Annotated in this window: 18 protein-coding genes and 2 pseudogenes; 14 read left to right on the top strand and 6 right to left on the bottom strand. The window is 61.5% G+C overall.

The features are described from left to right. Positions 1 to 213 precede the first annotated feature (213 nt). Positions 214 to 528 carry a hypothetical protein gene (locus tag ACNQS7_RS07405; protein WP_418012056.1) on the top strand — a complete coding sequence of 105 codons (315 nt, stop codon included), beginning with the start codon at positions 214 to 216 and terminating at the stop codon, positions 526 to 528. Positions 529 to 781: 253 nt separating this feature from the next. Here the strand turns inward: ACNQS7_RS07405 and ACNQS7_RS07400 are convergent, their stop codons facing one another. Then, positions 782 to 1069, bottom strand: coding sequence for a hypothetical protein (locus tag ACNQS7_RS07400; RefSeq protein ID WP_418012055.1), 288 nt, complete (start codon positions 1067 to 1069; stop codon positions 782 to 784). 435 nt (positions 1070 to 1504) lie between these two features. On the opposite strand from ACNQS7_RS07400, the gene ACNQS7_RS07395 reads away from it, so the two are divergent. Beyond that, entirely contained in the window at positions 1505 to 2170 is a 666-nt protein-coding gene (locus ACNQS7_RS07395; protein WP_418012054.1) for a hypothetical protein, read from the top strand. A 106-nt stretch (positions 2171 to 2276) separates the two neighbouring features. Here ACNQS7_RS07395 and ACNQS7_RS07390 read toward each other — a convergent pair whose 3' ends face one another. Beyond that, positions 2277 to 2594, bottom strand: coding sequence for a hypothetical protein (locus ACNQS7_RS07390; RefSeq protein ID WP_418012053.1), 318 nt, complete (start codon positions 2592 to 2594; stop codon positions 2277 to 2279). A gap of 478 nt (positions 2595 to 3072) precedes the next feature. On the opposite strand from ACNQS7_RS07390, the gene ACNQS7_RS07385 reads away from it, so the two are divergent. The 3 genes from ACNQS7_RS07385 to ACNQS7_RS07375 are packed head-to-tail and all read left to right on the top strand — an operon-like array spanning position 3073 to position 7072. Next, positions 3073 to 4143: a hypothetical protein gene (locus ACNQS7_RS07385; protein WP_418012052.1), complete on the top strand. Its 1071-nt coding sequence runs from the start codon at positions 3073 to 3075 to the stop codon at positions 4141 to 4143. Further along, entirely contained in the window at positions 4140 to 5705 is a 1566-nt protein-coding gene (locus tag ACNQS7_RS07380; protein WP_418012051.1) for a hypothetical protein, read from the top strand. Before ACNQS7_RS07385 ends, ACNQS7_RS07380 begins: the two co-directional genes overlap by 4 nt. Beyond that, positions 5702 to 7072 (top strand): AAA domain-containing protein, encoded by a 1371-nt coding sequence (locus tag ACNQS7_RS07375; RefSeq protein ID WP_418012050.1) that lies wholly within the window; start codon positions 5702 to 5704, stop codon positions 7070 to 7072. Before ACNQS7_RS07380 ends, ACNQS7_RS07375 begins: the two co-directional genes overlap by 4 nt. Here ACNQS7_RS07375 and ACNQS7_RS07370 read toward each other — a convergent pair. Then, on the bottom strand, positions 7004 to 9757 hold the full coding sequence (locus tag ACNQS7_RS07370) for an ATP-dependent helicase (protein ID WP_418012049.1): 2754 nt from the start codon (positions 9755 to 9757) through the stop codon (positions 7004 to 7006). The two genes, ACNQS7_RS07375 and ACNQS7_RS07370, sit on opposite strands and share 69 nt — an antisense overlap. Before the next feature lie 106 nt (positions 9758 to 9863). On the opposite strand from ACNQS7_RS07370, the gene ACNQS7_RS07365 reads away from it, so the two are divergent. The 4 genes and pseudogenes from ACNQS7_RS07365 to ACNQS7_RS07350 form a co-directional block, all read left to right on the top strand. Next, positions 9864 to 11753, top strand: coding sequence for a site-specific DNA-methyltransferase (locus tag ACNQS7_RS07365; RefSeq protein WP_418012048.1), 1890 nt, complete (start codon positions 9864 to 9866; stop codon positions 11751 to 11753). Further along, positions 11753 to 14497, top strand: a complete 2745-nt coding sequence (locus ACNQS7_RS07360) for a DEAD/DEAH box helicase family protein (protein WP_418012047.1) — start codon at positions 11753 to 11755, stop codon at positions 14495 to 14497. The genes ACNQS7_RS07365 and ACNQS7_RS07360 overlap by 1 nt, the downstream gene beginning before the upstream one ends. A gap of 449 nt (positions 14498 to 14946) precedes the next feature. Continuing rightward, positions 14947 to 16464, top strand: a complete 1518-nt coding sequence (istA, locus tag ACNQS7_RS07355; RefSeq protein ID WP_418012046.1) for an IS21 family transposase — start codon at positions 14947 to 14949, stop codon at positions 16462 to 16464. Beyond that, positions 16461 to 16975 (top strand): annotated as a pseudogene (locus tag ACNQS7_RS07350) (ATP-binding protein); the annotation flags it as partial. The gene istA (ACNQS7_RS07355) and the pseudogene ACNQS7_RS07350, both read left to right, overlap by 4 nt. A gap of 33 nt (positions 16976 to 17008) precedes the next feature. Here the strand turns inward: ACNQS7_RS07350 and ACNQS7_RS07345 are convergent. Beyond that, a protein-coding gene (locus tag ACNQS7_RS07345) for an IS3 family transposase (protein WP_095764036.1) occupies positions 17009 to 18174 on the bottom strand; the annotation gives its coding sequence in 2 pieces (ribosomal slippage) (positions 17009 to 17887 and positions 17890 to 18174; 1164 coding nt in all). A gap of 69 nt (positions 18175 to 18243) precedes the next feature. Here ACNQS7_RS07345 and ACNQS7_RS07340 point away from each other — a divergent pair. Beyond that, positions 18244 to 18489, top strand: a pseudogene (locus ACNQS7_RS07340) (ATP-binding protein); the annotation flags it as partial. A 161-nt stretch (positions 18490 to 18650) separates the two neighbouring features. Here the strand turns inward: ACNQS7_RS07340 and ACNQS7_RS07335 are convergent. Beyond that, complete coding sequence (locus tag ACNQS7_RS07335) at positions 18651 to 19646, bottom strand: ImmA/IrrE family metallo-endopeptidase (RefSeq protein ID WP_418012045.1); 996 nt, start codon at positions 19644 to 19646, stop codon at positions 18651 to 18653. Beyond that, complete coding sequence (locus tag ACNQS7_RS07330; RefSeq protein WP_418012044.1) at positions 19643 to 20548, bottom strand: hypothetical protein; 906 nt, start codon at positions 20546 to 20548, stop codon at positions 19643 to 19645. The genes ACNQS7_RS07335 and ACNQS7_RS07330 overlap by 4 nt, the downstream gene beginning before the upstream one ends. A 696-nt stretch (positions 20549 to 21244) precedes the next feature. On the opposite strand from ACNQS7_RS07330, the gene ACNQS7_RS07325 reads away from it, so the two are divergent. The 4 genes from ACNQS7_RS07325 to istB are packed head-to-tail and all read left to right on the top strand — an operon-like array spanning position 21245 to position 24876. Continuing rightward, positions 21245 to 22498: a hypothetical protein gene (locus ACNQS7_RS07325; RefSeq protein ID WP_418012043.1), complete on the top strand. Its 1254-nt coding sequence runs from the start codon at positions 21245 to 21247 to the stop codon at positions 22496 to 22498. Beyond that, positions 22411 to 22827, top strand: a complete 417-nt coding sequence (locus ACNQS7_RS07320) for an AAA domain-containing protein (RefSeq protein ID WP_418012042.1) — start codon at positions 22411 to 22413, stop codon at positions 22825 to 22827. Before ACNQS7_RS07325 ends, ACNQS7_RS07320 begins: the two co-directional genes overlap by 88 nt. A 22-nt stretch (positions 22828 to 22849) precedes the next feature. Continuing rightward, positions 22850 to 24091: an IS21 family transposase gene (istA, locus tag ACNQS7_RS07315; RefSeq protein WP_418011579.1), complete on the top strand. Its 1242-nt coding sequence runs from the start codon at positions 22850 to 22852 to the stop codon at positions 24089 to 24091. 2 nt (positions 24092 to 24093) lie between these two features. Then, the gene (gene istB, locus ACNQS7_RS07310; RefSeq protein ID WP_411716700.1) at positions 24094 to 24876 is read left to right on the top strand and encodes an IS21-like element helper ATPase IstB; all 783 of its coding nucleotides are present in this window, start codon (positions 24094 to 24096) and stop codon (positions 24874 to 24876) included. Positions 24877 to 24956 lie beyond the last annotated feature (80 nt).

The raw sequence follows: 24956 nt of genomic DNA, 5'->3' as shown, positions 1-24956 counted from the left end.
CCGACCCTGGTGGGCCTGCGGCCGCGTCCGGACCGGCAGCCTGCAACCCACACCGCCCGATTGCGAGGCCGAGGTACCCCAGGGCGAGGTCCCCCCGGGGTAGGGCGACGCCGCACCCCAAGGCAGAGGCGACGCCCTCCCTCGTGATTTTTTCTGCAAGCAGAAGGGACGCTGAGAATGGTTGAGCGGACGGGTCGGCCGCCGCTGCGCGCTATGAAGGCCGGCGAGCCGGCGAAGAAAGCGCCGGCGAAGCGGGCTCCGCGGAAGGCGGCTCCAACATCGGTTGCCGCGGCTGCGGCGAGTGGTGATCGCCGGTTGCTGTTTGTGGCGTTGGGGAATCGAATTGCGAACGCGATCGACGACCCGAGGACGACTGGGCCGGCGCTGGCGGCGTTGATTCGGCGGCAGATGGATATTGCGGCCGAGATTCAGGCGATCGACGACGCCGCTGAGGCCGCCTCAAATTTAGGCCCGAAGTCGGTGATCGCGACGACGCCTGACGAGGTATGGGACGAGTCGATGATCTGAGCGCGGACGGGCCGGGGTCTAGCTCAGCGACCGCGTAAGTGGTGAAGCGCCCGTCTCCGGTGTGGTCGGCGCCGGCGCGCCGTTTGGCGAGGCTCCCGCGGGCTGCACCAACGCATTGGTGTCACGTCTGGTGTCGCCGCTGCCGATTCCCCGTGGCCGGGGAACCGGCGCCGAGTCGATGCCGTTTCCGAGATAGCGCCTGAGGATGTACGGCTCGACTTAGCGGGTCTCGTATCGCCGCCGTCCGTTGTCGTCACTCACGCAAAAGTGGGCAAGCGTGTGCTGGGTCGGCCGCCATCGTGACTCCCTGCAGCGATTCCTCAAACAGTTGCACCACCAGAGGCGAGTGCAGATCCTCAGGAATATCGGTCAGTCCCATGTCACACAAGTAGGCATCGGCTTTGACCAGTGGCGGTATGCCATAGCGAACCATCACGCCAAGCCTCGGGTCGGGATACTGCTCGACGCCCTCGATCAGAAGGCCGGCGATAGGGGAAGGCAGTCGGTCCTCGGTGCCGAATACCGGTATGGCGCTTGTCATGTTTTCTCCCCGGGCCCGTTGCGGGCGTTGTCTTGGATAGGTAAGCACACTCGCACGACAAGAATTTGACCTCTGTCACTTCCCCGCGCGCTGGCAACACGTCGTATAGGAGCGACCGTCGGCACCTCAGCTTTACCCGCATGGATCTGGATGGCTGCTACGAGGACGCGGCGGCGAAGTCTGCGTTCCACCGGTTCGGCTTCTGGACAGCGGCGCGTCCGCTTGACGACGAACCGCACATTCATTCTGCCACGCCAACATTCGGCGTTCTGGGACCGGACCCCATCACGGCTCGCACCTTGTTCGTCGCTACGCCGCCTAGGGTTGTCCGTGTGTGGGTATATCTTGCGGACGGGAGGCCACCGAAGGGGAGGAGCAGCAATGTGCACAGACGTCGATCCAGAGCGGGTATCGCCCTTCTAGATCGCGCGGATCTTGCCAGAGGACGAGTTCGACGACACAGCTCGCATCATGGTTTTCGACCCGCTGGAATTCCGCATCGTCATCTTCGAGGCGGACACCGAGCTGACGATGAGCGCAGGCGCGGACGCCGTCGCCGAGCGAGCCAGGGAATTGCTGGAAACAGAGGGAGGGTTTATCGTCCACGCGATCGAGCCCGATGGCGATGGTCTAGCCGCCGTTATCGAGATTCCGCGGGAAAGTGCTCGAGCCGCTGAGGCTTCACCCTCGGAGGTCGAGCCGGGGCGGTTCAGCTTGGTCTTCGAAGACACTATCGAGGAGGAAGACGAGCGGGTTTCCTATCAGATCACATTCACATGGGAAGGCGAGCGAGCCGCATCGTTCGTCTACGACGTTGCGCCCACGCCGGGCGACCCGACGTTCGTCGCCGAGATCAACAGCGACCCGATACGGGGCTGGTTGTCATGGGTCAATGAGAAGGATGTGTTGATCGCCTTCCTTCACCCGATGGCTGAGGAGGAAGGTTGGGCGCGCATCAGTTCCGTCGCTCCCGGCGCCGGCAGCGACGAGCCTGAAGCGGCACTGTCTGACCCCGAGACATGGATCAAGCTTGGTCGGCTGATTCACGCGGTCACTGCTGATGCTTTCGTCCCAGATATGAGCCGGCATACCTACTGCTGAATCGGGGGCCGTCGCTACTACGGCACCACAACGCCCCGTCGAAAGCCCCGGAACCTCGCCGATCGGGCGCAGGTTCGGCGCCACCGGGTCGCCGGATGTTGCAGGATCACCCAGCGCAGCTGCCCGGTGGCCTTATCCGCGACGGGTACATCCGCGGGGCGGTCCTCCACGGGTCCCAGCCGGGCGGTATGAGCTTGACCTGCTCACGCATTGCTTGGATATCCTCGGGCGCGCCCCACGTGTCCAGCTCGGGGTCGTCCACCACTACGCCGTCGTCGTCCTCGGAGTCGTCGGCGCGGAGATCGAAGGCCAGCACGAACACCTCATCGTTCTCCCAGCCCCACGCCGCGACCCGGCGGCCGTCCCCCTCCACGTCGAGGTCGTCGGCCAGGATCGCCCTCGCCTGCTCGAACATCACACCCATCGCTGTCCTCCCCGTCGTTTTCGGGGGGCTACTGGATGAGCGCGTCGCAGAATCCGGCGATCTCCTCGGCGAGATTGACTCATGTCCGCGACTTTTCCAGTGCTGCGTTGTTTGGGGCCGCAGTTCCCGAGTGTCTCCTCGCCCTCCTCTCCGAAATCCGAAGCGGAGTATGTGATTTCGACATCGCGCGACCCCTCAGTCCACGTCGCGGTTCCGTAGAATGGAGCACTGGACATCACTGACATACCTGGGTTGGAGGTGCTGATGTCCCAGGATCATTCCGCCTCTTGTCCACCGTCCCAAGTGAAGGTGAACTCGTAGACCACGTGCTCGCCCTCGAACCCGGTCTTCCAGAACTCGGTGGTGTTCGGCAGCGCGCCACGCAGCCCTGCCTCTTCGCATTGTCAAGTCAGAATTTCTGTCGGAGGCCCGCGATACCCTCTATCACCACGATAGTCAGCTAGTTGGGGGCAACGCGATGGCAGAAGTCGACGAACTCCGTCAAGAGGCGCGCCGCAACACGCGCAGTCGCTTCGAACAGTGGGCAAAGAATCCGACCTGTGACGCCAATACGTTGTCGGCAGTTCACAACATCAGATTGGATGCTGCAGCCCGCGCGGCCGGGCTTGCTCCAAGCTTCGGTCAGTCGCCTTTCGCGATAGCCCGAGGCAACCGCTTCGAGGCCGGACTTTTTCGCGATGGTGCTGCGAGGCTGCGAGAGGCGCTGGAGCGAAAGAGCTGCCTACCTCAGGATTCGGCTGGGTTTCTCGACCTTCGACTGCGCATGAACGGTGGAGCGCACCTCATCACGGTAGATCAGGCGCTGGAACATACGGAGCAGTGGCTGCAGCGCATTGCGGCGGGCGATGCGGCGGAGAGCGTCGTCGCTGGGCCGATGGTCAGGATTCCGCGGGGCGTCATCTTGCCGGAGGCGCTTCTGATCATTGATGGTGTAATCGTGACCGCCAGCGCATCGGGTCGGCCCTGTCTGACCGTGGTGGAAGTCAAGGTTTTTGCTGACCGCGGCGGTCACACTGATCGAAAGCAACTAGCCACCGCACGTGCTCAAGCCGGCTTATATCGGCACGCGCTTGAGTTGGCGCTAGGCGCGCTCGGGCTGTCCGAACTTATAGAGGTCACACCGAAGGGAATCCTCGTATTCACCTGGCCGGGATCCAATTCGCCGTCGATTAGGGCAGGGGAGGATCTCACATACCAGGTCATACGAGCGCAGCGAGGATTCCAGCGGCTCGAGGAGATCGCCGGCTCGGTAGTCCGCGGCGACGACTTCGCCTCCGACGACCCCACTCTCATCGGTCGTGTGCTCGATGCTGGCACGCACTACACCGAGGCGTGCCTCTCGTTCTGTGACCTGGCGCCACGCTGTCACCAACGGGCGCTTGAAGCCGACGACAGCGTCGTGCTGGGTGACGACGTTAGACGGCTCCTAGGTGAAACAACGATCAGCCGGGCCATCGAACTCATCAACGGCGACGTCCCGGGCGACGACCGCGAACGTGACCTGCAACGGCAGCTGGGTTTGATATGACCGTCCGCGAGATCACGCGGAAGTTGCGAGCGTGGGAGGCGGGGCGCCCGATCCCGCGCTACGAAACCATTCACCACGCCGTAGTACCGGCTGATCAGGCTTTCATCGTCGCGCTTGTACGAATGGCGGGAGAGTCGCGGCCATGGGGAATCGCTTGGGGAACAGTCGGAACCGAGCCGACGATCCAGTCTGTACCCGACGGGCGCGTCCGAGACGACGTGTCCGCGCTGTGCGCAGAGTTTGCCGAGACGTTGCTCAACCACATGCGTGTCCATAACTGGACCTACGACCCTGTCGATCAGAACGCAGCCCCGGGCGCATTGCGCCAGGTGTGGTTGCCCAACGGTCAGCACTTGGCGATGTTGCACCAACTCAACTACACCTATTCGCAAACCAGATTCGGCGGGATGAATCAGGATATCCTGCGGGCTCTGGGGCGGCTTCTCGGCTGGATGTTCAGGGATAGCTGCCGAACCGGGGCGCAGCACGTAGTGAACGCCAGCTCTGCTTTGGGCGAAGCGTATGTCTTTCCTGCGCAAGGGGTTCGGACTGCTCACCTCGGCTACCAGCTTGCTTGGTTAGACACACCGGGCGGGCGTGCGGAGAGGATGGTGGCCGCCACTGCCGCCGAACTGCTCCCCGTATCGCCCACACTAGATCCTGAAGTCGATCGCGACCAGCTAAGTGCCCTCGTCGAGCGGTGGCAGGAGCAGCGCCGCGAGGGCGGGGCTACGGCAGAGTCGGAGGCTCAAATCGCGGAAATCCTCGGTAGCGAACTGCGTCGTCGATGGCAGCTCACGGAGCGGGCCTACCAGATCCTTGCCAACAACGACCGGCCGGTAAATGCCGGGGTGCCGGCGCTGGTGGCTGAGGCGCACAACGAGTTCTGGTTCCAACATCAGCGCATTGAGTTGCGCTACAACGATCCCACCCAGGGCCCTGCGTTTGTTGCGCATCCCGAAACTGACTTCCATGGATCGTCGGCAGCATCGCGTTACTTGATCCACGCTGCCGCCGATGAAGCCCACGCGGGGCACCTCATCCACGATGACACGGAGATGTTCAACGAAGCAGTTGACGAAGGAAAGGCGTTGCGCGCCAACGTTGCCAACGTGCGTGACGTGGGATCCGGTCGTAGCACGACGCCACAGTGGGAGTTACACCTTGATCCTTCAACGCCACATAGGTTGCGCGAGAGCGGACGGTTAGTGCCTCATGGTTCGCGCGGACATGAGGCCACTGTGGTGTCGGTTGACGCTACCGAGAATGCGTTAGTCGTTCTTATCGAGTGGACGGGTCGAAAGACCATGCCGCTGGCGTGTGGGATCGCGGCAAAGCCCGTCGACACCGCTTGGGTGGGCCGGGATGTGGCGTTCGTGGTGAGCGACGCCGCCGACCTCACTAAACGGCGTTCCAGTCGGGTGTGGAAGGCCAAGGACGGTCCGGGTGCGTGGCTCACACACGGACGGCCGCCCGTCCAGGTGGAGATCAGTGAAGACGACGGAGACGTCGATCTACTGGTAGACGACGTGCGGCAGCTTGAGCAAGGCACATCGGTGTGACCGCCGGTGACATCGACGCTCAATACGACGAGCTGCAGCAGACGCTCACCGACTACCTATCGGCCGGCGGCCGGTTAGCCGTCATCAAAGCACCACCCGGCTCCGGCAAGACACACACGCTGATCGCTGTTCTCGCCGAACTCGTCGCTCGTGGCACGTGTATCGCCATTGCGGCGCAGACGAACAGCCAGTGCGATGACATATGTCAACGCATGGCGGCGGACCATCCGGGTCTTCCCGTCTACCGGTTCGCCAGTCGAGCGAACCGGCCCCCGGACGACTTTCCAACGACGGTGCCATGGGTTGTGGACAAGGCCCTCCTGCCGGCCGGTGCCAGCATCACCGTGTCAACAACGGCCAAATGGGCGCTGACCGACCTCGCTGCACCCTTCGAACTACTCGCCATAGACGAGGCTTGGCAAATGGGGTGGGCTGACCTCATGCAGTGCGCCACATTGAGTGATCGTTTTTTAATGATCGGCGACCCTGGTCAGATCCCGCCAGTCGTAACTATCGACGTGCGTCGCTGGGAAACGTCGCCGCGCGCGCCGCACAAGGCCGCCCCCGAGATTGTGCTCACAGAACCGGGCCTCGCCGACATCCGGTTCGAAGGATCGCTGCCCGCGTGCCGGCGCCTTCCTCATGAAGCGGTTGATTTCGTTAAACCGTTCTACGACTTTGACTTTGCCGCCTATCAGCCCCCAGGCACGCGCGGAATCGACCTGGATGCGACGCATCCGTGGCATTGTCTCGCCGATGGTCGGCCGCTGGCACTAACCATTGCCACACCGCCACAAGGCCCACCAGTGGAAGTTGACCATGAACTGGCCGACGCAATCGCTGTCGTAGTACGTGAACTCTTCAAATCAAGCGCGCAGGTCCGTGACGGACCTGGCCCGGCGCGCAGACTCGCCGCCTCTGACATCGGAGTCAGTAGTACTCATCGCGTCATGAACGCAGCACTCACGTCGACTCTGTTGCCTTGGATTCCAGGGGTACGCGTGGATACACCCGAACGGTGGCAGGGTTTGCAACGACCCGTGATGATCGCCGTGCACCCCTTGTCCGGGGTATCGGATCCGTCGGCTTTCGACCTGGAGACCGGCAGGCTCTGCGTCATGGCATCGCGGCAACAGGCTGCGCTCATCATCCTGACCCGAGACCACATCGGCGACACGCTCGCCAACTACATTCCTAGCGCCGAGCAGGCTCCAGGGCGCCCCGATGTCGTCGGCCGCGGACATGACGCACACATCCGATTCTGGTGGGCTTTGGTGGAACAGGGTCGCGTTCTCCGTTTAGCGGAGCATGGCGGAGCCGCAAACGGCGCGGACGTCGCAGCTGCGGCACTTGGCGACGGTGGGTAGTGGGGTGAAATCGCGTTGCTTGAGTGCTTCCACGCTTATCAGAACGCTTTGCTCCGCAGCTGCCACGTTGCTGGCGTCTATCGGTACTGCGTGCCGATCTGTGGTGCTCATATCGTGGATGAAAGCGGCTGCGACACTGAGTCCTTCGCGGCGGCCAGCATCAGCGTAAATCTGTAGTTGTAGCGGCTCAATGTCGTTGCCAGTGGAAGTCTTGTAGTCGACGATCGCCAGGTTCGCCGGGACGCCCTCGTGATTGTCATAGATGACGTCGGCCCGCCCCGAGATCACGACCCCTGGTAGGTACAGCTCGAAAGGTCGTTCGGTTGCCCAGGTGCGGAGCAGGTCGGATTGGTGGTCTGCCACGTACCGAAACACGAGTCTGCGGGCCTTCTCCCGCATCTCTTGGTGCGCAGCCTTATTCGCAAACGGGAGAAAGAAATCCGTTGTCAGCAAGTCATTAATCTGCCGAGGCGTCGGCAACTTGCCAGTTGACTGGGTGTGTTCCGCGATCACGCGCATGAGGTGGTGCACCGCGTTGCCGTAGCCGAGCTCCGTTTGTAGAGGTGGCATGAAGCCGAGTTCGTTGCGGAGGAGGAAACTGCGCGGGCACGCAGCGTATGCCGCCAGTTCGCTGTAGGTGACGGCTAGATCAGGCACCTCAAGGCCGGTTGTGACGACGGATGTCGGCAGCCCGCCGCTTTCGACGAACCTGACACACTCGGTTATGTACGGGGACGGAGGAACAGACTGCGCCGTCACGCGCTCGTGAGACGACAGCGACGCCCAGTCTCTGGCCCGGGTCAGAGCTACGTAGAATAGTCGGCGTTCGTCGGCATCAGAACCCTCGTATCGATCCGCATCGAAGAGTTCCCGGGGGACCAGCCAATCTTGCACTGTTCCGGTCTTACTTGAAGGAAAGCGTCTTGCGGTGAGGGACGGCAAGAACACGATCGGCCATTCGAGGCCTTTCGCAGCGTGCACGGTGCCGAGCGCGACCGCGTCTGCGAAGACGTCTTCATCGCCATCGAAGTCGTTGTAGCTGCCGTTGGCATAGTTGACCAGGAGAAGCGCCAAGTTGCGGTAAAACCAGGTATCTCCGATTGCACCCCCGACCTGTTCGCCGGGGTTGTCTTTGTCCCGCCGAGCGCGCCGGGTAACCGTTTCGTAGTCGGCCAGCACATGTGAAAATCGTGCGATGGTGCCAAGTCGATTGCGCTGGCCCTCATTGGTGAGATCCCATTCTGCGATTCCCAAAAGAGTTGTCAGTGTGTAGAAGTCGCCGACCAGGCTGACGTTGAAGTCCTTTACTCCCGTTCGGGAATGCCAGCCGATGAGATGGGTGCGCAGCGTACCTACCGCGGGCTTGTCCAACGCAAACACGGTGGCGTAATCCGCTAGTAGTGCTTCGAGTTCGATCTTCTCACGGCGTATGAATCGCCCTGCTGCCCAGTCAATCTCGGCAAGCCACGCATAAGTGGCGCCGAACACCGCCGCTTCGCGCTGCTCAAACAGTCCCGTCCGTCCACCCGGTTGCACAGGTATACCCGACATCTCGAGCGCGTCGAGGATCCTGGGGTATGCCGCGCGTCCGCGCACCAGGATTGAGATGTCTCGGTAGGCTATGTCTCTCGCGTGTAGGGCATCGATGGCCATCGCGAGCTCATCGGCTTCTGTTTCCTCGTCGTCGAAGCCGATGGCAATGGATACCGCCGGTCCTTCGGCCGCGCGATGGTTCCCCATCTGCTTGCTTAATCGATTGGGGATGGTCTGTGCGAAGGCGTTCGCTAGAGCCACGATATCGGGCCGGGAACGTCGGTTCACGAGCAGGTGAAACTGTGTCACGCCTTCAAACCGGTTGGCGAACGTGACGATGTTATTCACGTCCGATCCGCGCCACTGGTAGATAGCTTGGTCGTCATCACCGACCACGACGAGATCGGCGTAGCCCTGGGGTTTCGCGAGCAGTTCAACGAGCTTTTCCTGCGCGGGATTGACGTCCTGGTACTCGTCCACAATGAGGTGGTGCAGGCCAGCCGTCGCACGCTCATGTATCTCCGAGTCCTGCAAAGCCTCGACGGCTCTGACGATCTGCATGCCAAAGGACATGAATCGGTAGCTGTCGAGCATGCCGTAATAAGCAGCCAGGGTGTCGCGAAAAGGGCCCATGGGCAGTTGGTCAATGTTCAGCAATTCATTTTCAACGACATCGACACTTTTCTGGAACTTAGCGACACCCCGGAACAGCCCGCTGCCGGCGTCGAACTTTCGCAGACCCAAACGGTTCGCCTCACGGTAGAGCACATTCACGAGCTGGTTCTCGTCGAGCGGCGTGTATGTCTCGTAAGTCGGTACGTAGGTCTGTAGCAGTCGGAAGCAGTAAGCGTGGATGGTTCCGACGAACAGGCGGCCCAATTGATCCGTGGCCGATTCGCCGATCTTGGCGGTGACGCGCAGGCGGATACGTTCCTTGAGCTCCGCCGCTGCCTTCTCCGTGAACGTGAAAGCGACAATGGACGAGGGATCTTCCCCATCGGCAAGCAACGAGGCGACTCGCTGGGAGACCACTTCCGTCTTTCCCGAGCCGGCCGATGCAATGATCTGAATGTGGCCACCGCGATGCGCCACGGCGTCTGCCGCTTCCCCCTCCAGATGGGGAATCTTCGGAGCAAAGCGGGCGTCAGGCATGCGGATCAATCTAACGCCGAGGTGTGACGTGCGTCTTCAGGACACTCGTCTGTGCCGCCTACTAGCATGCGTGGCCGGAGCATTCGAGATGAGGGGGCATAGCACGATGACTGGAGAGCCAGGCAAAGTTGAGTTGGAGACAGCAGACTTAGCGAGGGCAAACCGAGCAGCTTTCGAACTTCTGTTCCCCGGCGTACTCGTTGACGGCGTCATTGACGCGGGACGTCTAGGTGAGCTTCTGGATAGCGACGTCGCTCCGGTGGCGGATGGCCGAGAGCGGTTTGGCTTGATGTGGGCCGGCAAGCATGATGCTGTCCGATCGCTGCTCGCGCGGAGCGCGGGGACGTTGATACCCGACGTTGACGAGTCGGTCGATTTCGACTCGGCGGAGAATGTGTTTATAGAGGGCGATAACCTCGAAGTTCTTAAGCTGCTGCAAAAAGCGTACAACGATCGTGTAAAGCTGATCTACATCGACCCGCCTTACAACACGGGAAATGACTTTGTCTACAACGACGATTTCTCTGACGGCTTGGCGGCCTACCTCAGGTACACCGGCCAACTGGACGCAGATGGCAATATGCGATCGGGAACTGTAGATCTCGCCGGACGACGCCACAGTCGGTGGCTTTCAATGATGTACGTACGGCTGGTGCTTGCCCGCAACCTTCTCACGCAGGACGGCGTCATCTATGTGTCCATCGATGACAACGAACAAGCTAACCTGCGGTTACTAATGGACGAGGTCTTTGGGCCAGAAAACTTCTTGGGCTGCGTTACGGTCGTTAGCAATCTCAAGGGCCGTAGCGATGATAAGTACTTCGCGACTGCGCACAACTACTTGCTTGTTTATCAACGGAGCAACTTCGTTCCGTTGGGTGTGCCTCTACCGGACGATTATAAGAGTGAGTATCCAGGACGGGATAAGGATGGGAATCCGTACCGCCTACAGGGGCTGAGGAAGCGGGGAAACAGCGCACGCCGCGAAGACCGGCCTTCTATGCATTACCCGATTTTTGTCGATCCCAAATCGGGCAGCGTCTCTCTGGCCCAAGACGATGAACATACACAATGCGTGCTCCCGGTCCTATCTGACGGCACTGACGGCAGGTGGCGGTGGGGTAAAGACACGGCGCAATCGCGGCTCAGCGAACTGGTCGGACGTCCGGTCGGTCCTCAAAGGCGGTGGGATGTTTTCGAGATAGACCTGCTGAGCCGTGATGGAATCGAACGACGGGCGGTGCCAAAGACGGTCTGGGAGGGGCCGGAATTCGCGAACGAGGCTGGCACGCTGGAGGTGAAGAAGCTTATCGGTGGGCGCATCTTCGAGACTCCGAAGCCAACTGGGTTGATCAAGCAAATCTTGGAGCATTCCGTAGGCTCTGATGATTTGATCATGGATTTTTTCGCGGGGTCAGGCAGCACAGCTCATGCAGTGGCCCTGCTAAATTCGCAGGATGGCGGGCGGAGGCGCTGCGTTTCAGTCAATCTTCCCGAGCCAGTGGCTGAGGATTCGGCAGCAGCCGAGGCCGGTTACGGGACCATCTCTGAAATCTCGCTGGCGCGCCTACGCGCAGTCCTTGACTCGGTCGAGGGCGCCCGTGCCCAAGGATTAAAGGTGTTTCGTTTGGGTGCGAGCAACTTTCATCGTCGCGGTGCTTCGGGAGACGGAGATCAGCTTGACTTAGGCGAAACGACGCTTAACAACCACGAGCCTGATTTCGATGCTGTGGCCTCGGAAGTACTGCTTAGCGAGGGTGTGTCGCTCGACGTAGCCTGGGAACGCCACGTTGTCGGTGAAGCGGCGCTCGTCGTCGCTGACAACGTGGCTGTAGTGCAGTCACTTGACGTCGACAGCGAAACGGTGAATCAAATTATCGCTCTAAAGCCTCGGGTTGTTGTCTTCCTAGAGGATGGGTTCGCAGGTGCCGACGCCGTGAAGGCAAATGCGTTCACAAACGCGAAGAACTCGGGCGTCACGATGAAGACCGTATGATGACGATCGATATCAAGTTCGACGCAAACCAAGCCTACCAACGTGACGCGATCGATAGTGCGGTCGAACTATTCGCCGGTCAAGAAGTGCTGACCCAGGGGTTCGCCCTGCCGGCCTTGGACGAAGAGCTGGTGCTGGAAGGCTTCGAACACCTCGTCTTCGGTAACTCGCTGTCGCTAACAGCCGAAACCTTGCAGGCCAACCTGCGGCGGGTGCAGGACCGCCAGGTCCTGACTCAATCGGGCGAATCGATGCCCGCGATCCCGGAGAGCATGCGCAAAGAACTTGACGGCGGCGATCCTCCACTGGACTTCAGCATCGAGATGGAGACTGGTACGGGCAAGACCTATGTCTATCTCCGGACGATCGCGGAGCTCAATCAAAAATATGGCTTCAGCAAGTTTATTATCGTCGTACCCAGCGTTGCGATTCGAGAAGGCGTCCTGGCGAGCCTGCGACTGCTACGCGCCCACATACGCGATCTCTACGACGGACTGCAGTATGACTCATACGTATACGACAGCAACGCCCTAACTCGGGTACGCCAGTTCGCGACCGCTCCGCATTTGCAAATTATGGTGATCAACATTGACTCCTTCACCAAGGAGTCAAATGTAATCAACCGACCTACCGAGGCTATGAACGGCTACGCCCCAATAGAATTCGTGCGCGCCTGCCGACCCGTGATCATCATGGACGAACCGCAGAATATGGAAACACCGGTCCGACGCCAGGCGATCGAGTCCCTGATGCCGCTATTTCGATTGCGCTACTCGGCCACACACCGATCACTCCAACATCTCATCTACCGGTTGACACCGGTCGATGCCTACGACCTGCGCCTTGTCAAGCGGATTGGCGTGTTGTCGATCACCGAGGACGACGACCTCAACGATGCATTCGTCGAGATCGAAAAGATTAACGCAACACCGGGTGGTGTAACAGCCACCGCTTACATCCACAAAGCGACCGCGCAAGGCACCAAACGCACTCGCGTGACCCTCCGTAAGGACGACGACCTATTCGCGTTGAGCGGCTCACGGGGTATCTACCAGGGTTGGAATGTCGAAGACATCCACAGTGATCGCGAGCTTGTAGAGTTCGGCAACGGACGCCGTGTGCGGGCCGGGTCAACAACCGGCGAGGGACAGGACCAGCTCCTCCGCCTCCAGGTGCGGGAAGCGATCAAGAGTCACTTCGAAAAAGAGCTGCAACTTGCTCGGCAGGTTCGACGCGGAGTAATCCCTGCGTCCATCAAGCCGCTGACATTGTTCTTCATCGACAGAGTCGCAAACTACCATCCCGCTGACGGCAAACTCAGAGTGTGGTTCGAGGACGAGTACGATTCCGTCCGAAACGACGCCAAGTACCGCTCTTTAGAGATGCCGCCTGTCGACGAGGTCCACGATGGTTACTTCGCAACCTCTACAAAGGGCGTTCCGAAAGATACTCGGCCGGGCCAAGATACAAAGGATGCGTCCGATGCGTTTGAGCGCATCATGAAGAACAAGGAAAAGCTGCTTAGCACCGACGAGCCCCTGCGGTTTATCTTCAGCCATTCCGCGCTCGCAGAGGGCTGGGACAACCCCAACGTATTCACGATCTGCAATTTGCAGGACGGCCGTTCCGAGATGCGGAAACGTCAGCAAGTCGGCCGCGGCCTGCGACTGCCCGTCATGAGCAACGGTGAGCGCTGCCGAGTCGATGAAGTGAACTTACTAACGGTTATCGCCAATGAAGCCTTCTCGACATTCGCGGCCGCCCTTCAGAAAGAGATCGAAGAAGAGACAGACGTCAAGTTCGACAAGCGAATCGTTGACCTCAAGAAGGACAGGGTCAAGCTCGGCATCAAGCGCGAAGTCTTGGATGATCCTCTGTTCCAGGCGCTTTGGGCACGGATATCGCGACACACAACCTATAGTCTCGACTTCAACACCAATGATCTCGTATCAGATGCCCTCGCGCGTATCAACGCGATGGAGGACCTCGAGCCCATCCGCTTCCGGATCGAGCAGTCCGAGATACAGATGAGCGCAAAAGGACTGTCTGCCAAAGACACCCGTGACCGCGGGGTAGTAGATGCAGTGGGTCCGCGCAAACTGCCGGATATCGTCGGCGAGCTCTGTCGGCGAGTATTACTCTCTCGCGCGACCATCGTGCGCATCTTGAAGGAGTGCGACAAACTCGACCAGGTTAAGGTCAACCCCTCGGTATTCATCGACCGCGTGGCGGAAGCGATGAACCGGGCCGTGTACAACCAAGTCGTGGACGGAATCGTTTACCATCCGGTCGACGGTCAGCGCTGGGAAGCTAAGCGGTTCATCGAGGCTCACCAAGAGGAAACAGTCGCCCCGATCGTTGTCGAGGTTTCTAAGAGCATCACCGACAAGGTTGTGTGCGATTCGAAGGTCGAGGAAACATTCGCCAAATTCCTCGATCAACACACAGAGGTTCGACTTTTCTTGAAACTGCCGGGATGGTTCGTCGTTCCTACTCCGCTTGGCAACTACAACCCAGACTGGGCGTTAGTCCGCGAAGAGCCGCAGGGCCACTACGTCTACCTCGTCCGCGAGACCAAAGGCGGCGAAGATATCGAAAAGCTGCGTTTCGAATCTGAGGGTTGGAAAATTAAGTGCGGCAATGCACATTTCCGGGCGCTGAAGGTCGACTACGCGTTCGGTCATGACCCGAAGATTCTGATCGACCCGGTGACATACACAGCGGCGAGCCACCGGCTTTCCTGACCGCCGGCGAGATTCCAAGCGATTCCGGAGCAGCCTCGTGTGTCTATCCGCGAAAGCCGCGCCGATGAGATGTGCGCGATTCGCGCCTGCATCTCGACGACGGTTTGCACGAGCACGCATTGAATCTCAGTTGAGCCAATCTAGTGCGCTGAAACGCCCTGGTTCTGCCGGAGGCCTCCGGGATTTCCAGCGCGTTTCAGACGCACCAGACGATCATGGCGGCATTGTCACGCGGACGATGCCGATGGCCTGATGCGAGTTGCCGTCCTGCACCAACCCCCGGCGTGTCCGTGGCCATGAAAAAGTACCCACTGGTGGCCAAGTAGAGGTATCCAGTTTTGGCCAGATAAAAGTATCCACCCCGTGTTCGTCGTGTCGATCAGGAACTGCGGGCCCCGATGGTGACGGTGAAGGCGCCAACCAATCGCCGCCACCACCGGGGAGTTCCATTGAAGTCTGCGAGGGACCGCATGGACATCATTTCTGCTTATCAACAGCTCGGGTCTTACCGGGCGGCCGCCGACGCGTGCGGCACCACGCATCGGACCGTGAAGAAGGTCGTGGATAAGTTCGAGGCCGACCAGAGCGGCGTTCCGCCGCAGCCGCGGGCCGAACGGCCGCATAACTACGACGTGGTGGCCGAACTGGTCGCCGAACGTGTGGAGAAGTCGCACGCTCGTATCTCGGCCAAACGCCTGCTGCCGATCGCCCGTGCCGCAGGATACGGAGGCTCGGGACGTAACTTCCGGCGTCTGGTCGCCGATGCGAAAGCATTGTGGCGCAGCGGGAATCATTGCGGCCGGCGACCGGCGGTGTGGTCACCGGGTGAGTATTTGGTCATCGATTGGGCCCAAGCCGCACCCGGGTTGTTTGTGTTCTCCGCGGTGCTGGCGTTTTCGCGGTGGCGGTTCGTGCGGTTCGCCACCGACCAGCGGGCGTCGACCACGCTGGCGTTGATCGCCGAAACTCTGGCTGGGGTGGGTGGAGTCCCAGCCCGAGTGCTGGCTGATCGGATGGCGTGTCTCAAGGGCGGGGTGGTCGCCGACGTGGTCGTTCCCACCCCGGATTATGTGCGGCTGGCCAGCCACTACGGGTTCGCGCCGGATTTTTGCCACGCCAATGATCCGCAGTCCAAGGGCATCGTGGAACACCTGTGCGGCTATGCCCAGCGCGACCTTGCGGTGTCGTTGCTGACCGAGGCCGCCATCGCCGGCACGGTGGTCAACGTGGCCGCTGCCAACATCGCTGCGGCGGCCTGGTGCGCTGAGGTCAATGCTGCGGTGCATTCGGAGATCTGCGCTATTCCCGACGAGCGGCTGCCTGCCGAACGTGAAGTGCTGCAACCGCTGCCGTCGCTGCGGCTGCAGATCGGGGCGCCCTCGGTGCTGCGCAAGGTCGACCGGCTGTCCTGTGTGCGTTACGGCTCGGCCCGCTACTCAGTGCCGACCCGGCTGATCGGGGCCACCGTGGCCGTGGTGGTCGATCACGGCGCGATCTGCCTCGTCGAGCCCACCACGGGGATGATGGTGGCCGAACACGAACTCATCGCTCCCGGCGCTGCGTCGATCCTCGACGCCCACTACGACGGACCCCGGCCGGCAACAGACCGCGGACCGCGCCCCAAGACCAGCATCGAGAAACAATTCTGCAACCTCGGTGAGGACGCGCAGGCATTCCTGGTCGGGGCCGCCGCGATCGGCAACACCCGGCTGGCATCGGAGTTGGAGATCCTGCTGGCCTTGGGTAGCGCCCACGGCACTGAGGCGTTGGTCGCCGCGTTGCACCGCGCCGTCGCGTTCCGGCGGTTCCGCGCTGCTGATGTGCGTTCGATCCTGGCCGCCGGCATCGGAACACCGCAACCCCGCACCGCCGGGGATGCCTTGATCCTGGACCTGCCGATCGCACCGACCCGCTCGCTGGACGCCTACAAGATCACCCCCGGCGCCGACGGTGAAGCCACGTCATGACGACAACGGCCAAAGAGATCAAACCCGTTGCACCACCGTCGGTCCCACAGTTGGCTGCTGACCTGGATGCGGGATTGCGCCGTCTCAAGCTCGCCGCGATCCGGCGCACCGCACCCGTGGTCCTGCTGACCGCCAAGACCCAACGCTGGACCCCCGAGGAAGTGCTGCGCACCCTCGTCGAGACCGAACTGGCCGCCCGGGACGCCTCCAACATCGTCAACCGACTCAAGGCCGCAGCGTTCCCCGTTCCCAAAATGCTAGAGTCCGTCGACGTCGCCGCCTCGTCAATCCAGCCCAAGGTGTTCGACTACCTCTCGAGCCTGGAATGGATTCGTACACAACAGAACCTGGCGATCATCGGCCCAGCGGGCACCGGCAAGTCGCACACCCTGATAGGACTGGGCGTTGCCGCGATCCACGCCGGACATAAGTCCGCTACTTCACCGCCGCCGATCTCGTCGAAACCCTCTACCGCGGCCTGGCCGACAACACCGTCGGCAAGATCATCGAATGGGTCTGCTGCACGATCAGGTGACAGTTTCGGTCACGCGGCCTGACTGGCCGGTGTGGTCATGATGGCTTCGAATTCGACGGGGGTCAACCGGCCGAGGCCGGCTTGGCGACGCCGGCGGTGGTAGGTCCGTTCGATCCAGGTGACGATCGCGATGCGCAGTTGCTCGCGGGTGTCCCAGCGGCGGCGGTTCAAGACGTTCTTCTGCAGCAAGGAAAAGAAGCTCTCCATGGCGGCGTTGTCACCGGCCGCCCCGACGCGGCCCATGGATCCGACCATCTCGTAGCGACCCAGCATATGCACGAATTTGCTTGACCTGAACTGAGATCCGCGGTCGCTGTGCAATATGCAGCCGGCGACCTCACCACGACGGGCCACCGCACTGCTGAGAGCCTGGACGGCCAGACGGGATTTCATCCGGGAGTCGATGCTGTAGCCGACGATACGATTGGAGAACACATCCTTGATCGCACACACGTAAAGCTTTCCCTCGCCGGTGTGGTGTTCGGTGATATCGCTGAGCCACAATCGATTTGGTGCATCAGCGGTAAAATCGCGGCCCACCAAATCGTCGTGAACGGGTGGACCGGATTTGCCGTTCTTTCCGCGTTTGCGCTTGCCGAACGCGCTCCACCAGCCATTGCCCGAACAGATCCGCCACGCCGTCCGCTCGGCCATGGCCTGGCCGGCGTCGCGGGCCTCATCAACGAGGTAGCGGTAGCCGAATTCCGGATCGTCACGGTGCGCATCGAATAAGGCGTTGGCGCGGTAGGCCTCGACGAGTTCGGCGGCGGCGACCGGCTGGGTCAACCAGCGGTAATACGGTTGGCGAGCGAGCTTGAGGACCCGGCACGTCACCGCCACGGGAATCCCGTCGGCGGCGAGCTCTTTCACGAGCGGGTAGAGCCTTTTCCCGGAAGGTTGGCCTGCGACAAGTAGGCCGCGGCCCGGCGCAGGACTTCGTTTTCCTGCTCCAAGAGCCTGATCCGGCGCCGAGCATCGCGCAGCTCACCGGACTCTCCGGTGGTCTTGCCGGGCTTGGTGCCCTCGTCGATGTCGGCCTGGCGCATCCACTTGGTCAGCGTCATCGGGTGGACACCAAAGTCGGTCGCGATCTGCTCGATCGTCACGCCGTCTTCACGGTTGCGGGCGACCCGGACGACATCGTCGCGGAACTCCTGGGGGTAAGGCCTGGGCACAAACACATCCTTCCAGCCTGCCCCTGCTGGGCAAGCCAACTCAGATGTCACCTATTCGTGCAGCAGACCCAATCCCTGTTGCGCGTCGACCTGATCATCCTCGACGAACTCGGATTCGCACCCCTCGACGACACCGCCACCCAGTTGCTGTTCCGCCTCGTCGCCGGCGCCTACGAACGCCGCTCACTAGCCATCGGCTCACACTGGCCCTTCGAACAATGGGGGCGCTTCCTGCCGGAACAGACCACCGCCGTCAGCATTCTCGACCGCCTGCTGCACCACGCCACCGTCGTCATCACCGACGGCGACTCCTAGCGCATGAAAGACGCCCAACACCGAAAGGACAACACCAAGACAACCTCAGAACTACCGCACGGGGTGGATACTTTCATCTGGCCACCAGCGGATACATCTACTTGGCCATTGACACGGCGGTCTTCGCGGGGAGTCGAGCCGAACCGTAGCTCCCGGTAAGGTCAGGAGCAGTTGTCGCAGACCCTTATTCCTTTCGCGGAGATCGCGATGGGTAGTTCGAGAAAGCAAATGTCGCATAGAGCGCGCTGTCGGGGACATGAACATGCCCGGCAGCGAACACATTTGGGCTCACGACATTTTTGGCACAGGTCCGCCGATGTTAAGTCTTCGTCGCACTCCGGGCAGTTCAGTTCGTACGTGTCGTAGTCGTACCGCGTGCGCTGGGCTTGTTCAACGATCGCGAACACAAGACCACCTTCAACAGTGACATCAATACGCACCGCGGTGAAAGCAGATCCGGAGCGATACCGAATGCCATCGCCGCCTGAGAACCGATACGACCCATCGGTCCGCAATGCATGTTCCGCTGCAGATGCGATCGCTGGCTGAATGGTTCCCCGGCCCGGGTTGTATGGCTCGCCAGTCGTCGCACCGAACCACACGCGCCCTTCGAGATCAGTCAGGAGAACTAACCGGTCACCCGACTGGCTCAACGCGCGAGCCAGGCACGCGGTTGCTGATGCGGCAGTATTGAGATATAGGTCGACGCAAGCCTGAGACGTCACTCCCGACGCGAAAGCGCTACTCGCGGTTTCTTCGTCTATCAGCACATCGGCGGCGAAAGCATCGGCGATTGATTCTTCTGCGTACTTGCTAGTCTGTTCGCCGAGCGCGGGTGCGACGTCGAAGCACCACTCTTCGTCGAAGGCGAGTAGGTGGTGAGCAACCTCGTGGAGCAGGGTGAAGTTGTCGCGGCGGGAACCCAGAGGGCGCCAACGAATAGTCGGTGGCTCGGGGTCGTAAGTGGCATCGATCTGACACAACCGAACTCTCGGCCGCGGGTCCTCAATAAAGACAACATCTTCCATCCGTGCGACAGCCGCACGGGCGTCTAAATGGGCCACTTCTGCGGCTTCTGGATACCGGTTCTGGAACAGCATCCTCAAGCGTGGCAATGCCCAGTCGATCGTCGCCGAGCTTTTTCCAAATGCGGTCATTGCTGTAAAGGTGGGTCTTCGTTCAAGAGATCTTGAACAGCTTGGTCCACTCTGGCCTCGACAGATACATCCCTGGAGCTTATCCGCGCCGCGCGTTGTGCTGCCTCCCAGACTTCGGCACGTGAAGTTGCTTCATCCACGTGGCGTCGAGCAGCTAGCTCGACTATCTGCGCCTTGTGCCGTGGATGATCGATTGCAGCCACCTCAATCCCGGCCAGCGGACCGATCAGGGAGCCGGGTGCAACGTCATGCCGCCGCGCGATTGCGAGAACGAGATCAGCCGGCACTACCCGCTTGCCATCGAACAATGCGCGCGCGGAGGCCGGGGCAACTGAGGTTTGTGTGGCGATTTCGCGCATTGTTATGCCTTGCTCGACGAGGGCATCGGGAGAGAACGGGCTTCGTCCGATTCTCGGCTCGGTCCACTCGATATCGCTCAAAGCGACGACGAAATCGCACACTGTTGCAAGAGCGTCTTCGGAGGTGGCATCGTCTCGTGCCCCGACAAGTTCGACGCCGGACGGGATGTCACCTTCGCCGCGAATTGCGGTGTGGAGGCCTCGAATCACTTTGTCCGAAATGGTCATTGGACGAATTCGGTGGGAGAGGAGAGCGTTCGACACACCGGCCTCCGCTTCCGGCCAGACGTTGAAATCGGCGGCCAACCCATCAACTTGGAGACGAAAGCAGGGTGCAGATGCGGCCAGGTGAACATCGGTCACCGGCCAGATCAATACGTAACCCTGTCGAACAGCCGCAATGAGTGCGAGCCCAAGCTCTTCACCATCCCATGCGACCATCCACAGATCACCGACGCTTGGCATCGATGTATCTGCCTTGGCAGCTTCGATGACTGCTACGTCTTTCTCGGTTAACTGCGGCAACAGGCTCAAAGGCGCCACTATTGCCCCTTCCGGCCGAGCAAATCGGTCATCTCCCAGAACCTTGCGAGATCCGCTGCCTCAGCTTCGGGCAGCAGGCCAAGGTACACGAAGTGTGGCGTGCCCCAAAACTTGCGTGAGATCGGGCGTTGGAATCGGTCTTGCCAGAATCCGTCCTTGGTGAAACTCAGGGCAGCATTTGCCGGTGACGCGACTGTTCTGGCGTCCTTCTCGGGATTGGTAGTCCGCCCAAGGGTCATCGCAACCCGTTCCAGTCGCTCGACGACCGCGCATGGCCGAGAGTTGCCCCCGTGCACGTCACTGTTGATGGAAGTCGACGGCGACGCTCGGTACGCTTCTCCTGGTTGAGGGTCGCCATCTGGCACGAGGGCCACGCTATCGGAAGTGTGTGACAGTTCAAGCGACCGCCGCCCCGCCCTCCGGAGGGCGCCGGTTGCGCAAACAATCTGCGACGCTCCGCGTGGCCAGGTATTTCCCGCCGTTAGTCATTCTCCTGGGATGCCCGATCCGCGGCGTGGTAGCAATCACGGTCGACGTGTCTATCGAAGGTTTCAATTGTCCGCGGATACCGAGATCAATTCCGCAAACACCCGAAACCTGTCGGATCCCCCTTTCATAATGGGACGGTCGTACCCGCCGACGGTTGCCGCGCGTGGGTCGCATGGGGTGAACGTACTTAGCTAAGGGGGAGCGTTGATGTTGGCTGACCAACAGTCGGACGAAGGAGTCTTGGTTCGCAAGGCGGTCAACCTCTTCACCTTCCTTGGGCGCACGCAACAGCTGTTGGTCAAGCCGGTGCGTACGGTCGACGCCTTCGAGGAAGCGGTCTGGTTCAGCAACCTGACACATCATTTGGCAGTCCGCAGCAGTCACGCTAGTGCAGATCTCGAAGCCGAAGACCCATTGTTGGAGGTTGACCGAGTGCCTCGGGTCGATCCGCCAAGCCCACCCGAATGGCTGATCGAGTGGGTCTGTGGTCGGTTCGACGACGTCGGCCAGGAACCCTCATTGCGCGAGCAAATCTTCACGGACGTGCCTGAGAAGTGGCTACCGCCAGTGACAGACGAAGACAGTGAGTCCTCGGACGACGAACACGATCAGCGTCGCGTACTCCTCGAGGACGTGCCGAAGGTCGCGCAGGCGTTTGCTGAGTGGATGCCGGTCTGGCGCGCGTGGGCGGAACGTGAGCGGGCGGATGCGGCGGCGCGAGACCTGTACAAGGACCTTTTCGCGATCTATCTGAAGTCGACTGATCACAGCGACGAGTTCGAACTTGTCGTCGGCGTCGGGTGCCTCGCATGGCGGCCGGACGACCACGAACAGTTCCAGCGACACGTTGCAACCGCGCAGATTGCAATAACGTTCGACGAAGCATCGGGAAGGCTCAGCGTCCGCCAGGTTCCCTCACCCCAGTCCGTGGTCATCGAACTCGACATGCTCGACCCGAGCCTGGTCTCGTCCCCAGCCGCCATCGACGAGATCAGGGAGATCGCCGGTGAGTATGCGGGACATGTCCTTGATGTGGCGGCCGTCGGCGACATCTGCCGGCGCCTCATCTTTCGGCTCGACCCGGACGCGGTATACGACGACGACCTACAGGCTCCAACTGGTGTCGCACCGCGGGGAGCGTTCGCGCCAGCGCTGATCCTTCGTCGGCGCACCAATCGCGGGCTCGTCCAGATCTATGAGCAGATCGTCGCGCAGATCCTCGCGACCAACGACGTTCCCACCGGAGTGCTGCCCCTTGTCGACCCCGACCGTCAACCGGAGTCGTCACGATCGACCAGGAAGACTTCCTGCCGCTACCCGTCAATGAGGCGCAGCGTCGCATCATCGATCGGGTCGACAAGACCGCGCAAACCGTGGTGCAAGGCCCACCCGGGACCGGCAAGACGCATACCGCCGCGGCGCTCGTTTCGCATCTCCTGGCGCAAGGCAAGCGGGTACTGATCACCGCACATACCGACCGGGCGCTCCGCGAGGTCCGTGCCAAGCTGCCCCGCGAGATCCAATCACTCGCCGTGTCGGTAATTGGCCAATCCCGATCGGATATGGCCGACTTGCGAACGGCTGTGGAAAATATCTCTCGTCGAGCTGACGAGTTCGAGCCCGACGAATCTCAGAAGGTTGTCGACCAACACTTCGCGAGACTCGACGCGCTTCGCCGACGACGAGCCGAAACCCATTCCCGGCTATTGGCGGTGCGCCAGCTGGAAGTCGAAACCCGCACCTGTTGGCGACGGTTGAAAGTCCGGCCACTCGCGACGGTTGAAAAGTAGGCCACCCAATCAGATTGGATGGGTGATCTCCTTGGAAGACTGGGCGTTGATCCGGCATCTTCACCGCAGCGAGGGTTTGTCGCAGCGGGCTATTGCACGCCAGCTCGGCATCGCGCGTGACACGGTGGCCGGGGCGCTGGCCAGCGATGGTCCACCGAAGTACGAGCGGGCCTCGACGCCGTCGGGGATCAGCGAGGTGGAGCCGCGGATGCGGGCGTTGTTGTCGGCCTACCCGCAGATGCCGGCGACGGTGCTCGCCGAGCGGGTCGGGTGGACGGGTTCGATCTCGTGGTTTCGAGAGCGGGTCCGAGCGATCCGCCCGGAGTATCTGCCTGCCGATCCGGTTGATCGCCTTGACCATCCACCGGGGCGAGGGATTCAGTGTGATCTGTGGTTCCCGGCACCTAGGATCGCGGTCGGGTTCGGTCAAGAGGCGATGCTGCCGGTGCTGGTGATGGTCGCGGCGTTTTCCCGGTTCATCGCCGCGGTGATGCTGCCCTCGCGTTCGACCATGGATCTGGTGGCCGGGATGTGGCAGCTATTGTCGGGCAGCTTCGCAGCGGTGCCGCACGAGTTGTGGTGGGACAACGAGGCTGGGATCGGGCGCCGCGGCCGATTGACCGATCCGGTCACCGCGTTGATGGGCACGCTGGGTGCGCGGCTGGTGCAACTCAAACCCTATGATCCCGAATCCAAGGGGATCGTGGAGCGAGCCAACCGCTATCTGGAGACCTCGTTTCTGCCGGGGCGCAGCTTCACTTCGCCGGCGGACTTCAACAGTCAACTGGGCCAATGGCTTCCGACCGCCAACGCCCGTCGGGTGCGGGTCCTCGATGGTCGTCCGGTCGACTTCCTCGACGCCGATCGAGCCCAGATGCTGACGTTGCCACCGGTGGCGCCGGTCACCGAGACGGTGACCTCGGTGCGGTTGGGGCGCGACTACTACGTGCGGGTGGCCGGCAACGACTACTCCGTAGACCCGCATGCGATCGGCCAACTCGTCGATGTGACCACCACCCTGACCCAGGTGGTGGTGACCCGAGCCGGGCGCGTACTGGCGGCTCATGACCGCTGCTGGGCAGCACGACAAACGCTGACCGATCCCACCCACGTCGCGACTGCCGCAGTGTTGCGTCGACAGTTCCAAACTGGCCCACCAGCGGTGGGCGGTGATCACCTGGTGCGTGATCTGGCCGATTACGACCGCGCGTTCGGTGTCGACTTCGCCAGCACCACAGTCAGTTCCGATGGCGAGGTGGCGTGATCATGGCCGAGGATCCGATCAAATCCGTCCTGCATTACGCCCAGGCCCTCAAGGCGCCGCGTATCCGTGAATCCGCTGCCCGACTGGCTGAGCAAGCCCGCGACGCCAACTGGACTCACGAGGAGTATCTGGCGGCGGTGCTATCCCGGGAGGTCGCCGCCCGCGAGGCCTCCGGTGCGGCGACCCGCATCCGCTCGGCAGGATTTCCGACACGCAAATCGTTGGAGGACTTCAACTTCGATCACCAACCGGCCTTGAACCGGGACATGCTCGCCCACCTAGGCACGGGTGCGTTCCTGACCAAGTCCCGCAACGTGGTGCTGCTCGGCCCACCCGGCACTGGTAAGACCCACCTCGCCATCGGATTGGCCATCAAAGCCGCCCAGGCCGGACATCGCATCGCGTTCGCCACCGCCGTGGACTGGGTCGCTCGCCTTAAGGCCGCCCACAACGCGGGGCGGCTGCCAGCCGAGTTGGTCAAGCTGCGCCGCATCGGTCTGCTCGTCGTCGACGAGGTCGGCTACATCCCCTTCGAACAAGACGCCGCCAACCTGTTCTTTCAACTGGTCTCCAGCCGCTACGAACACGCCTCGCTGATTCTGACCTCGAACCTGCCCTTCGCCCGCTGGGGAGACGTGTTCGGAGACCAAGTCGTCGCTGCGGCGATGATCGACCGCATCGTCCACCACGCCGACGTCCTGACCCTCAAAGGCTCCAGCTACCGACTCAAGGACACCGGAATCGACACCTTGCCCTCCGCCAGAGCCGACAACACGGCACAATAACCACCAACCACGTGGCCTACTTTTCACCGTCGCCCGTGGCCTAGTTTTCGACCGTCGTCAACAGCACCGATGGACCAGAA

The sequence above is a fragment of the Mycobacterium sp. 23 genome, assembly GCF_048287075.1.
Classification (GTDB): Bacteria; Actinomycetota; Actinomycetes; order Mycobacteriales; family Mycobacteriaceae; genus Mycobacterium; species Mycobacterium gordonae_B.
The sequence above is the reverse complement of the archived record's forward strand: the minus strand, read 5'-3'. Positions and strand labels throughout refer to the sequence as shown.

Excerpts from the sequence above, each read along its gene's own strand:
- ACNQS7_RS07390 (WP_418012053.1), bottom strand. The coding sequence starts at position 2,594 with ATGGGTGTGATGTTCGAGCAGGCGAGGGCGATCCTGGCCGACGACCTC.
- ACNQS7_RS07365 (WP_418012048.1), top strand. The coding sequence starts at position 9,864 with ATGACTGGAGAGCCAGGCAAAGTTGAGTTGGAGACAGCAGACTTAGCG.
- ACNQS7_RS07360 (WP_418012047.1), top strand. The coding sequence starts at position 11,753 with ATGACGATCGATATCAAGTTCGACGCAAACCAAGCCTACCAACGTGAC.
- ACNQS7_RS07335 (WP_418012045.1), bottom strand. The coding sequence starts at position 19,646 with ATGACCGCATTTGGAAAAAGCTCGGCGACGATCGACTGGGCATTGCCA.
- ACNQS7_RS07370 (WP_418012049.1), bottom strand. The coding sequence starts at position 9,757 with ATGCCTGACGCCCGCTTTGCTCCGAAGATTCCCCATCTGGAGGGGGAA.
- ACNQS7_RS07385 (WP_418012052.1), top strand. The coding sequence starts at position 3,073 with ATGGCAGAAGTCGACGAACTCCGTCAAGAGGCGCGCCGCAACACGCGC.
- ACNQS7_RS07405 (WP_418012056.1), top strand. The coding sequence starts at position 214 with ATGAAGGCCGGCGAGCCGGCGAAGAAAGCGCCGGCGAAGCGGGCTCCG.
- istB (WP_411716700.1), top strand. The coding sequence starts at position 24,094 with ATGGCCGAGGATCCGATCAAATCCGTCCTGCATTACGCCCAGGCCCTC.
- ACNQS7_RS07400 (WP_418012055.1), bottom strand. The coding sequence starts at position 1,069 with ATGACAAGCGCCATACCGGTATTCGGCACCGAGGACCGACTGCCTTCC.
- ACNQS7_RS07325 (WP_418012043.1), top strand. The coding sequence starts at position 21,245 with ATGTTGGCTGACCAACAGTCGGACGAAGGAGTCTTGGTTCGCAAGGCG.
- ACNQS7_RS07380 (WP_418012051.1), top strand. The coding sequence starts at position 4,140 with ATGACCGTCCGCGAGATCACGCGGAAGTTGCGAGCGTGGGAGGCGGGG.